Source organism: Citrobacter sp. Cf125 (genome assembly GCF_030333935.1).
GTDB classification, from domain to species: Bacteria; Pseudomonadota; Gammaproteobacteria; order Enterobacterales; family Enterobacteriaceae; genus Citrobacter; species Citrobacter freundii.
Genome location: NZ_JAOWEY010000024.1, coordinates 439,322 through 454,224, shown reverse-complemented (window position 1 = coordinate 454,224; position 14,903 = coordinate 439,322). Strand labels below are relative to the sequence as shown.

General features: G+C 53.6%; 12 protein-coding genes. 6 read left to right on the top strand and 6 right to left on the bottom strand.

What is annotated here, in order from left to right:
* Nucleotides 1-62: 62 nt before the first annotated feature.
* Together OGV89_RS16375 and OGV89_RS16370 are read right to left on the bottom strand one after the other, a co-directional pair.
* The gene (locus tag OGV89_RS16375; protein ID WP_003025695.1) at nt 63-887 is read right to left on the bottom strand and encodes an AraC family transcriptional regulator; all 825 of its coding nucleotides are present in this window, start codon (nt 885-887) and stop codon (nt 63-65) included.
* Nucleotides 888-968: 81 nt separating this feature from the next.
* Nucleotides 969-1,817 carry an SDR family oxidoreductase gene (locus OGV89_RS16370; protein WP_286558964.1) on the bottom strand — a complete coding sequence of 283 codons (849 nt, stop codon included), beginning with the start codon at nt 1,815-1,817 and terminating at the stop codon, nt 969-971.
* Nucleotides 1,818-1,907: 90 nt separating this feature from the next.
* On the opposite strand from OGV89_RS16370, the gene OGV89_RS16365 reads away from it, so the two are divergent.
* Entirely contained in the window at nt 1,908-2,288 is a 381-nt protein-coding gene (locus OGV89_RS16365) for a winged helix-turn-helix transcriptional regulator (RefSeq protein ID WP_003839526.1), read from the top strand.
* 97 nt (nt 2,289-2,385) lie between these two features.
* Here OGV89_RS16365 and cpdB read toward each other — a convergent pair whose 3' ends face one another.
* Nucleotides 2,386-4,329, bottom strand: a complete 1,944-nt coding sequence (cpdB, locus tag OGV89_RS16360) for a 2',3'-cyclic-nucleotide 2'-phosphodiesterase (RefSeq protein WP_286558962.1) — start codon at nt 4,327-4,329, stop codon at nt 2,386-2,388.
* 188 nt (nt 4,330-4,517) lie between these two features.
* Between cpdB and cysQ the strand changes: the two genes are divergently transcribed.
* On the top strand, nt 4,518-5,258 hold the full coding sequence (gene cysQ, locus OGV89_RS16355) for a 3'(2'),5'-bisphosphate nucleotidase CysQ (RefSeq protein WP_003025705.1): 741 nt from the start codon (nt 4,518-4,520) through the stop codon (nt 5,256-5,258).
* Here the strand turns inward: cysQ and OGV89_RS16350 are convergent.
* Entirely contained in the window at nt 5,248-5,805 is a 558-nt protein-coding gene (locus OGV89_RS16350) for a YtfJ family protein (RefSeq protein ID WP_106902706.1), read from the bottom strand. The genes cysQ and OGV89_RS16350 overlap by 11 nt on opposite strands.
* Before the next feature lie 328 nt (nt 5,806-6,133).
* On the opposite strand from OGV89_RS16350, the gene OGV89_RS16345 reads away from it, so the two are divergent.
* The gene (locus OGV89_RS16345) at nt 6,134-6,340 is read left to right on the top strand and encodes a DUF1107 domain-containing protein (protein ID WP_003025710.1); all 207 of its coding nucleotides are present in this window, start codon (nt 6,134-6,136) and stop codon (nt 6,338-6,340) included.
* A gap of 66 nt (nt 6,341-6,406) precedes the next feature.
* Here OGV89_RS16345 and paeA read toward each other — a convergent pair whose 3' ends face one another.
* Both paeA and msrA read right to left on the bottom strand, forming a co-directional pair.
* Nucleotides 6,407-7,747, bottom strand: coding sequence for a polyamine export protein PaeA (gene paeA, locus OGV89_RS16340; protein ID WP_003025713.1), 1,341 nt, complete (start codon nt 7,745-7,747; stop codon nt 6,407-6,409).
* A 274-nt stretch (nt 7,748-8,021) separates the two neighbouring features.
* Entirely contained in the window at nt 8,022-8,660 is a 639-nt protein-coding gene (msrA, locus tag OGV89_RS16335) for a peptide-methionine (S)-S-oxide reductase MsrA (protein WP_003025715.1), read from the bottom strand.
* A gap of 212 nt (nt 8,661-8,872) precedes the next feature.
* Between msrA and tamA the strand changes: the two genes are divergently transcribed.
* The 3 genes from tamA to OGV89_RS16320 are packed head-to-tail and all read left to right on the top strand — an operon-like array spanning nt 8,873 to nt 14,726.
* On the top strand, nt 8,873-10,606 hold the full coding sequence (tamA, locus tag OGV89_RS16330; protein ID WP_003025718.1) for an autotransporter assembly complex protein TamA: 1,734 nt from the start codon (nt 8,873-8,875) through the stop codon (nt 10,604-10,606).
* Complete coding sequence (gene tamB, locus OGV89_RS16325) at nt 10,603-14,379, top strand: autotransporter assembly complex protein TamB (RefSeq protein ID WP_286558960.1); 3,777 nt, start codon at nt 10,603-10,605, stop codon at nt 14,377-14,379. Before tamA ends, tamB begins: the two co-directional genes overlap by 4 nt.
* A 2-nt stretch (nt 14,380-14,381) precedes the next feature.
* Nucleotides 14,382-14,726: a gamma-glutamylcyclotransferase family protein gene (locus tag OGV89_RS16320; protein WP_003025723.1), complete on the top strand. Its 345-nt coding sequence runs from the start codon at nt 14,382-14,384 to the stop codon at nt 14,724-14,726.
* Nucleotides 14,727-14,903: the final 177 nt, after the last annotated feature.

Sequence of the window (14,903 nt, the reverse complement as noted above, 5' to 3'; positions counted from 1 at the left end):
TCGCTTAACAATACGTCGAGTGTAGGCAGGAAAAATGCCGCCGTATTGTATGAGATTGCTGATCAACGCCGGACGACTTGTTTCTGATAACGCACTGGCGTAATGCCGTAGCGATGGGTAAACGCGCGGGTGAGATGCGACTGGTCGGTGAGGCCGGTTGCGGCGGCGACCTCTGCGGCGGGCATACCGCAAGTGAGAAAACCTTTGGCTCGCCACAGGCGGATCGCCATCAACATCTGGTGCGGCGTGACGTGGAAATGAGATTTAAACTGGCGCTGAAAATGCCAGGGACTCAGCGATGCAACCCGCGCCAGCTCGTCGAGCGTGACCGGATGCATATAATTATCGTGCAGATACTCGCGTACTCGTTCAAAGCGATGCGCCCCCTCCGGCAAAACCGGTGCATGGCGGGCCAGCGGCTGGAACGTGTCGATCAGATCGAGCAATAGTCCTTTTTGCGCCAACGGATCTTCCGTGTTCCACAGGCCGTGGATCAGCGAGCAGATCTGGCGCGAGCGCAGCGGATCGTGACGCGTTACGTCATGAAACCACCAGTGGCGGATCCCAGTGACCTCTTCCAGAAGATCGGGCTCAAGATAAATCATCCGATAGCGCCAGCCATCGGCGGTTTCGGCCTCGCCGGTGTGCAGCTCATCGGGATTCATGGTTACGACGGAATGGGCGGGGGCCACGTACTGCGTGCCGCGATAACGAAAACGTTCGGCTCCGGCTTCTATCGCGCCAATGCCGAATGCTTCATGTGTGTGCGGCTCAAAGGCGTAACGTGAGATGTGCGCATGATACAGCTCTACGCCCGGCACCTGCGCCAGATGGCGAAAGCGGGCGCTGTCTTTCTCATCAATAAACTGCTCAGGTACACCTTGCACGTTTTCTCTCCCCACGCATCATCCTGTCATTATCAGAGAGGATGCGTGGGGATGCCACCACAATTAACTAATTTTTAACACTTACACGATGCCTTTGACGCTGTCAGCCAGCGAGGTGGTCGGGCGACCAATCAGTTTGCTCAGCGTATGGCTGTCGTCGAACAGACCGCCTTTGGAGGCGCCAGTGTCTGAGTCAGCCAGCATGTCCGCCAGTCCGGCAGGCAGACCTACACCTTTTAGCGCGGCGGCAAAATCAGCTTCGCTCAGGTTCTGATACACCACTTTTTTACCACTCTGTTTTGCCAGCTCGGCAGCCAACTGACTCAGGGTCCAGCCTGCGTCGCCCGCCAGCTCATAGGTTTTACCGGCGTGACCGTCTTCACTGATGACGCGCGCGGCGGCAGCGGCATAGTCGGCGCGGGTCGCTGAGGCAATTTTGCCTTCACCTGCAGCCCCGATAAACACGCCATGTTCCAGAGCAGCCGGTGCGCTGGCGAGATAGTTTTCGGTGTACCAGCCGTTACGTAGTAGCGCGTAGGCGATACCGGATTCAGCCAGCATCTGCTCGGTTGCCACATGCTCATCAGCCAGCCCCAGCGGAGAGGTGTCGGCGTGCAGCAGGCTGGTGTAGGCGATAAATTTCACGTGAGCGGCTTTCGCTGCATTAATCACGTTGCGATGCTGCGGGGCACGTTGTCCCACTTCGCTGGAGGAGATCAGCAGTAGCTTGTCGATACCCTGTAAGGCAGTTGTAAAGGCGGCTTCATCGCTGTAATCCGCCTGACGAACGGTAATGCCCTGCTGACTAAGCGCCGTCGCTTTAGCGGGATTACGCACGATTGCCACAATCTGGCTGGGAGGAACGGTTTTCAGCAGAGATTCAATAACGTGTTGGCCCAGTTGGCCGGTGGCGCCGGTAATCGCGATCATGGGGTGACTCCTTGGTATTGGTCTTGTGTTTAATCACGCTAACACCTAAACTTACTTTTAGTAAGTACGTACAAAAAGGTTAGTATGAAAATGACAGCTTCGACGCTCTCCCAGCAGTTACGCGATGGCAACTTGTTTGCCGAACAGTGTCCCTCCCGCGAGGTGTTAAAACACGTCACCAGCCGCTGGGGTGTATTGATTCTGGTGGCGCTGCGCGACGGTACGCACCGTTTCAGCGATTTGCGCCGTAAGATGGGCGGGGTCAGTGAAAAGATGCTGGCGCAATCTCTGCAGGCGCTGGAGCAGGACGGGTTTATCAATCGGGTGTCATATCCGGTGGTACCGCCGCACGTGGAATATAGTTTGACGCAGTTGGGTGAGCAGGTGAGCGATAAAGTCGCCGCGCTGGCGGACTGGATAGAACTGAATTTGCCGCAGGTTTTAGCGCAGCGGGAAGAGCGGGCGGCGTAAAGTATTGCCGGATGGCGGCTAACGCCTTATCCGGCCTACAGATTACTTCGACTCGTAGGCCGGATAAGACGCTATTGCGTCGCATCCGGCACGAAAATTACTTACTTAAATCCAGCTGGTAAATGGCGAAACCGATGTCATCGGTCGCGACTTTTTTCAGCGGATACTGGCCTTTCTCTTTAATAAACGCCGCGGCTTTATCAGACGGTGATGTTTCAAAGCGAATATCCAGTGGCGTATCGCTGTGAATTGGCGCCAGACGCCAGTTGTTATCTGCCGCCGGATGAATTTCACCGGCACGCTTCGTCTCCGCACCAATCCACGCGGCCAGCACCGAGCGGTTTTCATCCGGAGAAGCAAACGCGATGTGGTTGTCGCCGGTTCCGGCAAACTTACCGCCGTAGGCGCGGTAGTTGTTGGTCGCGACGAGGAAGGTAGCATTCGGATCGATTGGTTTGCCGTTAAAGGTCAGATTTTTAATACGTTCCGCTTTCGGATTAATGGTCTGACATTCCCCGTCGTAGCGGGCGGGTTGTGAAACATCAATCTGATAATTCACGCCATCAATCACGTCGAAATTATAGGTACGGAAGCCGTCCCAGTTAATCAACGACTGTGGTTTGCTGCTGTGGATATCAATCTGATTGAACTGCCCGGCGGAACATTCCAGCCACTCTTTCACCTCTTTACCGCTGGCTTTCACCACCACCAGAGTGTTGGGATAGAGATACAAATCAGCGGCGTTACGGAAGGTTAACTGGCCTTTTTCGACTTCTACAAAGCTTGCCGGATCGTTCTTACGCCCACCGACCTTAAACGGCGCGGCGGCGGAAAGTACCGGTAGTTTTGCCAGATCCGGATCGCCCTGAATAAAGTGTTCCACATAGGCTTTCTGCGCGTTGTTCACCACCTGTACGGTCGGGTCATCCTGTACCAGCGCCAGATAGCTGTACATATTGTCGGCGGATTTACCGATCGGTTTGCTGACAAACTCACGCGTGGCGTCGTGATCGGCTTTCAGGATCTCAACGATTTTTTTGTCTTCTGCTGCCAGTGATTTTTTCGCTGCCGCGTCATAAATCGGACGTGCTTCGGCTTTCGCCTGGGTGACCTGCCATTTACCGCTGTCGTTATTCAGCACTAAATCCACCACCCCCAGATGATCGCCCCACATACCCGGCATTACCGCTGGAACACCATTCAGCGTACCTTTTGCGATATCTGCACCTTTGATGTTGGCAAAGTCTTTACCAGGGAAAACGGCGTGAGCGTGACCAAACATAATGGCATCTACGCCCGGGACTTCACTGAGGTAATAAACGGAGTTTTCCGCCATGGTTTGATACGGGTCGGCAGAAAGCCCGGAGTGAGCAACTACCACCACGACATCGGCACCTTTTTCTCGCATTTCGGGAACGTATTTGCGTGCAGTTTCCGTAATGTCGTTCACCGTCACTTTACCGCTGAGGTTGGCTTTATCCCAGGTCATAATCTGCGGTGGCACAAAACCGATATAGCCAATCTTCAGCGTCTGCTTGTTCCCTTCTTTGTCGACAACCTCAGTGTCTTTGATCAGATAAGGCGTAAATAGCGGCTTTTTGGTCTTAACGTCGATGATATTGGCGTTAACGTAAGGGAACTTTGCCCCTGCCAGCGCGTTGTGCAGATACTCTAGACCGTAGTTGAATTCATGGTTGCCGAGGTTACCCACCGCGTAATCCAGGGTATTCAGCGCCTTATATACCGGGTGAGTTTCGCCCGCTTTCAGCCCCTTGGCCGCCATGTAATCCCCGAGCGGGCTGCCCTGAATCAGATCGCCATTATCAACCAGCACGCTGTTTTTGACTTCTCCACGCGCAGAGTTGATAAGACTTGCCGTACGTACCAGACCGAATTTTTCAGTCGGTGTATCTTTGTAATAATCGAAATCCATCATATTGCTATGCAAATCAGTGGTTTCCATTATACGCAGATCGACGGTCGCGGCATTGACGCTGGCTGCAATCAGCGTTGCCAGAAGCGTTGCACTAAACTTAATCATCAGGGGCATCCTTTTAAGATCTAAGCCACAAAAGAAAATGTATATAAATCTTCTTGCTTACAGAACTGTGAATCATGACATGAATATAGCGTTTAAAACCGCAGACGCTATCACAGTTGGCGGATCCCCTGACGATCGGGTATAAGTAAAACAACGAGTTAACACCACTGACAGAAACGAGGTGGAGAATGCTAGAACATGTATGCCAGCTTGCACGGAACGCGGGCGATGCCATTATGCAGGTCTACGATGGAATCAAACCGATGGAGATTACCAGCAAGCAGGATGATTCTCCGGTCACGGCGGCGGATATCGCCGCGCACAAGGTTATCCTCGAGGGATTACTGGCGCTGACGCCGGATATTCCCGTCCTGTCTGAAGAAGCGCCTCCTGGCTGGGATGTCCGCCAGCACTGGCAGCGCTATTGGCTGGTGGACCCGCTGGACGGGACCAAAGAGTTCATTAAGCGTAACGGTGAATTTACGGTCAATATTGCGCTGATCGAAAAGGGAAAGCCGGTTCTGGGCGTGGTTTACGCGCCGGTAATGAAAGTGATGTACAGCGCAGCAGAAGGTAAAGCGTGGAAAGAAGAGTGCGGCGTACGTAAACAAATTCAGGTTCGTGACGCGCGTCCGCCGCTGGTGGTCATTAGCCGCTCGCATGCCGATAATGAGTTAAAAGAGTATCTGCAACAGTTGGGCGAGCACCAGACCACGTCGATTGGCTCATCGTTGAAGTTCTGCCTGGTGGCGGAAGGGCACGCACAGCTGTACCCGCGTTTTGGGCCCACTAACGTATGGGACACCGCCGCGGGCCACGCTGTTGCCGCCGCAGCCGGAGCGCACGTTCACGACTGGCAGGGGAAACCTCTGGATTACACCCCACGTGAATCGTTCCTCAACCCCGGCTTCCGCGTTTCTATTTACTGAGCAATTTGTGCAGCAGGGCAATCACCTGCTGCACCTCTTCCTGCGTTAATGCGCCATCTTTTGCCCACTGCACGCGTCCGTCCTTGTCGAGTACGACGATAGCGGAGCTCTCTTCATCCAGTTGCCAGGCTTTACGCGCAATGCCATTGCTGTCGACAATGAATTGCGACCACGGGTAGAGCTTCTTATTGCTCTCCAGACTGCTGCGCACAAACATACCGGAGCCGGGAATGGCGTCATCAGTGTTGACGATAGTGGTGGTCTGGTATTTGTCGTGCGGCAGGTTGGCGGCTTTGATTGCCTCGATCAGTGTCGCATTTTTCTCTTTGGCTGAGGTGCGTCCGGCAATGTGTTGCACAATTCGCACTTTCCCAGGCAACTGCGCGCTATTCCAGCTTTTGTAGCTAAACTTATCGTTATCGAGAATCAGTTCGCCGCGATCGGCGATCCCCACCGGTGGTACGCGTTGGTCAGTCTCAAACTTATGTGCGGAGGCAATCATCGGCAGCAGCAGAAACGACATTGCCAACAGTTTTCGTAAGGTCATAGGTTTTCCTTCTTTCTTTTATTTTGCAGGTGATCCGACCACTTGGGTCTGGAATTTAATCATATGTGCGATTGATGCTTTTTCCCGCAAGCGCGATGCCAGTTTGCGGACGGGCGCACAAATCCTGCGAAAAATGAAGGCTTATACTGAAGACAGCGAAGCGTTGAAAAGATAATTCTGAATAATTGTAACCTGAAGGTAAATAAACTTATACACGCTGGAAACATCAACGAGATAGTCTATAGTCATAGGGCATTAAAATTTGCGCCTGAGGATTGTCGGACCGATTGTGGTACCGCAAAGGCGTAATGCTCAGCAGGAGACAACAATGAAAATTTTCCAACGATACAACCCGCTGCAGGTGGCGAAGTACGTGAAGATCCTGTTTCGTGGACGGTTATATATCAAGGATGTAGGCGCTTTTGAATTTGATAAGGGTAAGATTCTTATCCCAAAAGTGAAGGACAAGCTGCATTTTTCCGTGATGTCCGAAGTTAACCGTCAGGTCTTGCGTCTGCAAACTGAGATGGCTTGATCAAGTGCTATGCAGTAGTTAAAAAAACGGCTCCTGGACAGGAGCCGTTGATGTTTCTGTAAGGCGTTACGACGCCTTTGCCTCTTCTTTTGCATCTGGCAGTTTTGGTACCAGAACAGTAGGTTTGCTGTCCAGACGCGTCACCAGCAGCTGATCGATCTTGTAGTTATCGATATCCACCACTTCAAATTTGTAGCCAGAATACTTCACCGAGTCGGTGCGTTTCGGGATTTTACGCAGCATGAACATCATAAAGCCGCCGATGGTTTCATAGTTGCCGGACTGCGGGAACTCGTCGATATCCAGCACGCGCATAACGTCATCAATCGGCGTACCGCCATCAACCAACCATGAGTTCTCATCACGCGCCACAATCTGCTCTTCCAGACCCTGGCCAACTAAATCACCCATCAGCGTGGTCATCACGTCGTTAAGCGTGATAATTCCCACCACCAGCGCATACTCGTTCATGATGACGGCAAAGTCTTCGCCTGCGGTTTTGAAGCTTTCCAGTGCTTCAGAGAGCGTCAGCGTGTCCGGGACGATCAGCGTATTGCGGATCTGTACGCCGCTGTTCAGCGCCATGCTTTGGTTCGCCAGTACGCGGTTGAGGAGATCCTTTGAATCGACATAACCAATGATGTGGTCGATATCTTCGTTACACACCAGGAATTTGGAGTGCGGATGTTCCGCCACCTTGTTCTTCAGGCTTTGCTCATCTTCATGGAGATCGAACCAGATAATATTCTCGCGCGAGGTCATTGAAGATGGGACGGTACGCGATTCCAGTTCGAACACATTTTCAATCAGCTCATGCTCCTGTTTGCGCAGAACACCCGCCAGCGCACCGGCTTCGACCACGGCGTAAATGTCGTCTGAGGTGATGTCGTCTTTTCGTACCATTGGGATCTTAAACAGACGGAAAATGTTGTTTGCCAGACCGTTAAAGAACCACACCAGCGGGCGGAAGACCAGCAGGCAGAAGCGCATCGGGTTGATGATACGCAAAGCCACAGCTTCTGGCGCAATCATACCGATGCGTTTCGGGGTTAAATCCGCGAACAGGATGAACAGGCCAGTAACCAGCGAGAATGACAGAATAAAGCTTAACTGTTCGGACAGCTCTGGAGCGAAGTACTTCGAGAAAAGGCTGTAAAACGCCGGGGAGAATGCTGCATCACCGACGATACCGCCGAGAATGGCGACCGCGTTAAGGCCAATTTGCACGACGGTAAAAAACATGCCGGGGTTTTCCTGCATCTTCAAAACACGTTGTGCGTTTACGTTGCCTTCATCGGCAAGCAGTTTAAGTTTTATTTTGCGTGATGCAGCAAGCGAGATCTCAGATATCGAGAAAAACGCACTCACGGCGATCAGGCAGAGAATGACTAAAATACTGTTTAACATATCTTATCCGACCGTTCAGGTCAGATCCTCGGAAGGGAGAAGTTGATACTCGTCGTCTTTCAAGCTGCAGGTGCGTTAGCTGCACTCATTCACCCCAGTCACATAGTTATCTATGCTCCTGGGGATTCACGAGTTTGCCGCCTGCCTGCAACTCGAAATCCATAGAGTATAAATCCAATGGAATATTCAATGAAAACCGGTCCGAAGGGAGTGGACCGGTAATTTCAGAAGCTAGTATAGCGTAAGGTACTGTAAAGTCGCCAGAGGGGGGAAATTATCCTTGTGGCGGCAGGCAAACGCCAATTCCGCCAATGCCACAATATCCATAAGGATTTTTATGCAGATATTGCTGGTGATCGTCCTCGGCATAGTAGAAAGGCGTTGCCGTAGTGATTTCTGTGGTAATGGTGCGCTCGTCGCCTGCGGCGGTCATTGCTGCCTGAAAACGCTCAAGGCTGGCCTGTGCGGCGGCGGTTTGTTCCGGCGTTAACGGGTAAATGGCGGAGCGATACTGCGTACCCTGGTCGTTCCCCTGACGCATGCCCTGCGCCGGATCGTGATTTTCCCAGAACACCTGCAGCAGTTGTTCGTAGCTGATAACATGCGGGTCATAGACGATGCGTACCGCTTCGGCATGTCCAGTGTCGCCAGAACACACTTCCCGATAGGTTGGGTTTGGGGTGTAGCCGCCGGTGTATCCGGCTGCCGTGCTGTATACACCGGGTAATGACCAGAATAAACGCTCAACGCCCCAGAAACATCCCATGGCGAAATAAGCGGTCTCCATACCGTCGGGCACGTTGGTCATCGAATGTTGGTTAACCGCATGCAGCGTTGCCACTGGCATCGGGGTGTTGCGTCCAGGTAGCGCATCTGCTTGAGTAACAAGATGCTTTCTATCAAATAAACTCATGGCCGTTCTCCCGAAATCAGTCATTTGGGTTAAGGTTGTAACGAGACGCGTCTTTGCCCACAATAAACGGCGTGAATACGTCTAGAGTTAAACATAAGAAATATTTGGGTTGCCGTCTGTTTTTCAACTCTTATTGTTGATTTTTTGTTAAGCCGAGGAACGGCATAGTATTTTTTTCCAGGGGTGGGAAAAAAGGATATTCAGGAGAAAATGTGCCACATATCCGTCAGTTATGTTGGGTGGGATTACTGTGCTTAAGTGGCTCCGCCGCCGCCGCGAATGTTCGCTTACAGGTCGAAGGATTATCAGGACCGCTGGAGAAAAACGTCCGTGCGCAGCTGTCCACGATTCAAAGTGATGAAGTCACTCCAGACCGACGCTTTCGTGCGCGCGTTGATGATGCCATCCGCGAAGGGCTAAAAGCGCTGGGCTACTTTGAGCCGACCATTGATTTTGAACTACGTCCACCGCCGGCGAAAGGCCGCCAGGTGCTGATCGCCAAAGTGACCCCCGGCGAGCCGGTGCTGATTGGTGGCACCGAGGTGATTTTGCGTGGTGGCGCGCGTACGGATAAAGATTATCTGGATCTGTTGAAAACGCGCCCGGCAATCGGCACCGTGCTGAATCAGGGGGACTATGACAACTTCAAAAAGTCACTCACCAGCGTGGCGCTGCGCAAAGGTTATTTCGACAGTGAATTTAATAAAAGCCAGCTTGGAATAGCGCTTGAGCGTCGCCAGGCGTTCTGGGATATCGATTACAACAGCGGCGAACGCTATCGCTTTGGGCATGTCACCTTTGAAGGCTCGCAAATTCGCGATGAGTATCTGCAAAATCTGGTGCCCTTTAAAGAAGGTGAAGAGTACGAGTCGAAAGATCTGGGCGAACTGAACCGTCGTCTGTCGGCGACCGGATGGTTTAACTCCGTGGTCGTCGCGCCGGAGTTTGATAAAGCCCGCAAAACCAAAGTGCTGCCGCTGAAAGGCGTGGTCTCACCGCGCACCGAAAACACCATCGAAACCGGGGTTGGTTATTCAACTGATGTCGGACCACGGGTGAAGACCTCGTGGAAAAAGCCGTGGATGAACTCCTACGGCCACAGCCTGACAACCAGCGCCAGTATCTCGGCGCCAGAGCAGGTGCTTGATTTCAGCTATAAAATGCCGCTGTTAAAGAACCCGCTGGAACAGTATTACCTGGTACAGGGCGGCTTTAAGCGAACCGATTTAAACGATACCGAGCAGGATTCCACAACGCTTGCGGTTTCCCGCTACTGGGACCTCTCCAGCGGCTGGCAGCGCGCGATTAACCTGCGCTGGAGCCTCGACCACTTTACCCAGGGTAACGTCACCAACACTACTATGCTGCTCTATCCGGGCGTGATGATCAGCCGGACGCGTTCACGCGGCGGCTTGATGCCTGTCTGGGGCGACTCCCAACGTTATTCCATCGATTACTCCAACACCGCCTGGGGGTCAGATGTTGATTTCTCCGTTTTCCAGGCGCAAAACGTCTGGATCCGCACGCTGTACGATCGCCATCGTTTTGTGATGCGCGGTAATCTCGGCTGGATTGAGACCGGAGACTTCGACAAAGTACCGCCGGACCTGCGTTTCTTCGCCGGGGGCGATCGCAGTATTCGCGGCTATAAATACAAATCTATTTCGCCGGAAGGTAGCGACGGCAAGCTGAAAGGGGCCTCCAAGCTGGCAACTGGCTCGCTGGAATACCAGTACAACGTGACCGGTAAATGGTGGGGCGCGATGTTTGTCGATAGCGGTGAAGCGGTCAGCGATATTCGCCGAAGCGATTTCAAAACCGGTGCCGGGGTCGGCGTACGCTGGCAATCACCAGTGGGCCCTATCAAGCTCGACTTTGCCGTCCCGGTCGGCGACAAAGATGAACATGGTTTACAGTTTTACATCGGTCTGGGGCCTGAATTATGAGTTTATGGAAGAAGATAAGCCTCGGTGTGCTGATTTTTATCCTGCTGTTGTTAGGCACGGTGGCGTTCCTCGTCGGTACCACCTCGGGCCTGCATCTGATCTTCAAAGCAGCTAATCGTTGGGTTCCGGGGCTGGAGATTGGTCAGGTCACCGGCGGCTGGCGGGATTTATCACTGAAAAATATTCGTTATGACCAGCCTGGCGTGGCGGTGAATGCCGGCGAAGTGCATCTGGCTGTGGGGCTTAACTGCCTGTGGGACAGCAGTCTGTGCGTCAACGATCTGGCACTGAAAAACATCAATGTGGCGATCGACAGCAAAAAGATGCCGCCATCCGCGCCGGTTGAGGAAGAAGAGAGCGGTCCGCTTAACCTTTCCACGCCTTACCCCATCACGCTTTCACGCGTGGCGCTGAACAACATCAATATCAAAATCGATGACACCACGGTTTCCGTGCTGGATTTTACCTCCGGCCTGAACTGGCAGGAAAAAACGCTGACGTTGAAGCCAACGTCATTACAGGGGCTGCTGATTGCTCTGCCCAAAGTGGCGGAAGTGGCGCAGGAAGAGGTTGTCGAACCGAAGATTCAAAACCCGCAGCCGGATGAAAAGCCGCTCGGCGAAACGCTAAAAGATCTGTTCTCACAGCCGGTGCTGCCGGAAATGACCGATGTCCATCTGCCGCTCAATCTCAATATTGAAGAGTTTCGCGGCGAGCAGCTGCGCGTGACCGGAGATACGGATTTAACGGTCCATAGCATGCTGCTGAAAGTGAGCAGCATTGACGGCAACATGAAGCTCGACGCGCTGGACATCGACTCGAATCAGGGAACGGTAAAAGCCAGCGGCACAGCGCAACTGACCAACACGTGGCCGGTTGATATTACGTTAAACAGTACGCTAAACATCGACCCGTTAAAAGGCGAAAAGGTGAAGCTGAAGGTCGGCGGCGCGCTGCGCGAGCAGCTGGAAGTCGGCGTCAATCTGTCTGGTCCGGTGGATATGGACCTGCGTGCACAGACGCGTCTGTCTGAAGCCGGATTACCGCTCAACATTGAGGTGGTGAGTAAGCAGGTTTACTGGCCGTTTACCGGTGAGAAACAGTTCCAGGCCGATGACATCAAACTCAAACTGACCGGTAAGATGACCGACTATACGCTGTCGATGCGTACCGCCGTGAAAGGTCAGGATATTCCACCGGCTACCATCACGCTGGACGCCAAAGGCAACGAGCAGCAGATCAATCTCGACAAACTCAGCGTTGCGGCACTGGAAGGGAAAACCGAGCTGAAAGCGCTGGTGGACTGGCAGCAGGCGATCAGCTGGCGCGGGGAGCTAACGCTGGATGGTATCAACACCGCAAAAGCGATCCCGGACTGGCCGTCAAAATTGAATGGCCTGGTGAAAACTCGCGGCAGTCTGTACGGCGGAAGCTGGCAGATGGAGGTTCCCGAGCTGAAGCTGACCGGCAACGTGAAGCAGAACAAGGTCAATGTGAACGGTTCGCTGAAGGGGAACAGCTACCTGCAGTGGACGATCCCGGGCCTGCATCTGGAACTGGGGCGCAACAGTGCGGACGTAAAAGGTGAACTGGGGGTTAAAGACCTCAACCTCGACGCGACGATTGATGCCCCAAGCCTGGATAACGCGCTGCCGGGGCTGGGCGGAACGGCGAAAGGGCTGGTAAAAGTTCGCGGTACGGTTGAAGCACCACAGCTGCTGGCGGATATTACCGCCCGTGGTCTGCGCTGGCAGGAACTTTCCGTTGCTCAGGTACGTGTTGAAGGGGATGTGAAATCGGCCGAGCAAATCGCCGGTAATCTTAATGTTCGCGTAGAGCGGATTGTACAACCTGACGTGAATATTGGCCTGGTGACGCTCAACGCCAAAGGCAGTGAAAAGCAGCACGAGCTGCAGTTGCGCATTCAGGGGGAACCGGTTTCCGGGCAACTGGATCTTGCCGGGAGCTTTGATCGCAAAGAACAGCGCTGGAAAGGAGAGTTAAGCAATACCCGCTTCCAGACGCCGGTCGGTCCGTGGTCGCTCAATCGGGCTATCGCGCTGGATTACCGTAATCAGGAACAAAAAATTAGTATCGGACCGCACTGCTGGAACAACCCGAATGCGGAGCTGTGCGTACCACAGACGATTGATGCGGGCGCGGAAGGGCGCGCGGTGGTGAATCTAAACCGCTTCGACCTGGCGATGCTAAAACCGTTTATGCCGGAGACAACCCAGGCCAGCGGCGTGTTCACCGGTAAAGCCGATGTGAGTTGGGACACCACCAAAGAGGGGCTGCCACAGGGGCAGGTCACCCTGAGCGGACGTAACGTGAAGGTCACGCAAAGCGTTAATGATGCACCGCTCCCCGTGGCGTTTGAGACGTTGAATCTGACCGCCGACCTGCACAATAACCGTGCCGAGCTGGGCTGGCTGATTCGTCTGAGCAACAACGGACAGTTTGACGGACAGGTGCAGGTAACAGACCCGCAAGGGCGCCGTAATCTGGGCGGTAACGTCAATATTCGCAACTTCAATCTGGCGATGGTGAACCCCATCTTCTCGCGCGGTGAAAAAGCGGCAGGGATGATCAACGCCAACCTGCGCCTCGGCGGCGATGTGCAAAGCCCGCAGTTGCTCGGACAGCTGCAACTGAGCGGTCTGGATATAGACGGTAACTTTATGCCGTTTGACATGCAGCCAAGCCAGTTAGCCGTTAACTTCACCGGAACACGCTCAACGCTGGCGGGCGTGGTGCGTACGCAGCAGGGAGAAATTAACCTGAGCGGCGATGCCGACTGGAGTCAGATAGACAACTGGCGGGCGCGCGTCGCGGCTAAAGGCAGTAGGGTGCGTATTACCGTACCGCCAATGGTCCGCCTGGATGTCTCGCCGGACGTGGTCTTTGAAGCCACGCCAAGCCTGTTCACCCTCGATGGCAACGTGGATGTGCCGTGGGCGCGTATCGTGGTACATGACCTGCCGGAAAGCGCGGTTGGGGTTTCCAGCGACATGGTCATGCTTAACAACAATCTGCAGCCCGAGAAACCGCAGACCGCCGGCATTCCGATCAACAGCAACCTGAACATCCACGTCGGTAACAACGTGCGTCTTGACGCCTTTGGTCTGAAAGCGCGTCTGACGGGCGATCTGAAAGTGGTGCAGGATAAGCAGGGGCTGGGGCTGAACGGACAAATTAATATTCCGAGCGGTCGCTTCCATGCCTATGGTCAGGATCTGATTGTGCGTAAGGGCGAGCTGTTGTTCTCCGGTCCGCCGGATCAGCCGTTGCTCAACATCGAAGCGATTCGTAACCCTGATGCCACCGAAGACGACGTGATCGCTGGCGTTCGCGTCACTGGTACCGCCGATGAACCGAAGGCGGAGATCTTCTCTGACCCGGCAATGTCGCAGCAAATGGCGCTTTCCTACCTGCTACGCGGACAAGGGCTGGATAGCGAGCAGAGCGATAGCGCAGCGATGACCTCAATGCTTATTGGTCTGGGGGTTGCACAAAGTGGTCAGGTTGTGGGTAAAATCGGGGAGACATTTGGCGTAAGCAATCTGGCACTGGACACGCAAGGGGTGGGCGACTCATCTCAGGTGGTTGTCAGCGGATACGTACTGCCAGGTCTGCAGGTGAAATATGGTGTGGGTATATTTGACTCCTTAGCGACACTCACGCTACGTTATCGTCTGATGCCTAAGCTATATCTGGAAGCAGTGTCTGGCGTAGATCAGGCACTTGATTTGCTCTATCAGTTCGAGTTTTAGCAATGCGAATATTTGTCTACGGCAGTTTACGAACCAAACAAGGCAACAGCCACTGGATGACCAATGCCCTGTTGCTGGGAAATTTCAGTATCGATAACTACCAGTTGTACAGCCTGGGCCACTATCCAGGCGCGGTTCCGGGAAATGGAACAGTACACGGGGAAGTTTATCGTATTGATAACGCCACGCTGGCAGAGCTTGACGCTCTGCGTACCCGTGGCGGTGAATACGCACGCCAGTTAATTCAAACGCCGTACGGAAGTGCATGGATGTACGTGTACCAACGTCCGGTTGATGGCTTAACGCTGATTGAAAGCGGTAACTGGTTAGACAGAGACCAGTACTAACATATACCTGATGGATTTCGAGTTGCATCAAGGCGGCGATGCAGAGAATCCCCAGTCACGTACATCAGTACGTGACTGGGGTGAGCGAGGACAAACTGGCACAGCCAGTTTGAACAGCGCTTACGCTGGCCCCGAAGGGGCGAGGCCAAAGGCCGAGTAAAGCCAACGCAGAGGCAG

Excerpts from the sequence above, each read along its gene's own strand:
- OGV89_RS16370 (WP_286558964.1), bottom strand. The coding sequence starts at position 1,817 with ATGATCGCGATTACCGGCGCCACCGGCCAACTGGGCCAACACGTTATT.
- OGV89_RS16365 (WP_003839526.1), top strand. The coding sequence starts at position 1,908 with ATGACAGCTTCGACGCTCTCCCAGCAGTTACGCGATGGCAACTTGTTT.
- cpdB (WP_286558962.1), bottom strand. The coding sequence starts at position 4,329 with ATGATTAAGTTTAGTGCAACGCTTCTGGCAACGCTGATTGCAGCCAGC.
- cysQ (WP_003025705.1), top strand. The coding sequence starts at position 4,518 with ATGCTAGAACATGTATGCCAGCTTGCACGGAACGCGGGCGATGCCATT.
- OGV89_RS16350 (WP_106902706.1), bottom strand. The coding sequence starts at position 5,805 with ATGACCTTACGAAAACTGTTGGCAATGTCGTTTCTGCTGCTGCCGATG.
- OGV89_RS16345 (WP_003025710.1), top strand. The coding sequence starts at position 6,134 with ATGAAAATTTTCCAACGATACAACCCGCTGCAGGTGGCGAAGTACGTG.
- paeA (WP_003025713.1), bottom strand. The coding sequence starts at position 7,747 with ATGTTAAACAGTATTTTAGTCATTCTCTGCCTGATCGCCGTGAGTGCG.
- msrA (WP_003025715.1), bottom strand. The coding sequence starts at position 8,660 with ATGAGTTTATTTGATAGAAAGCATCTTGTTACTCAAGCAGATGCGCTA.
- tamB (WP_286558960.1), top strand. The coding sequence starts at position 10,603 with ATGAGTTTATGGAAGAAGATAAGCCTCGGTGTGCTGATTTTTATCCTG.
- OGV89_RS16320 (WP_003025723.1), top strand. The coding sequence starts at position 14,382 with ATGCGAATATTTGTCTACGGCAGTTTACGAACCAAACAAGGCAACAGC.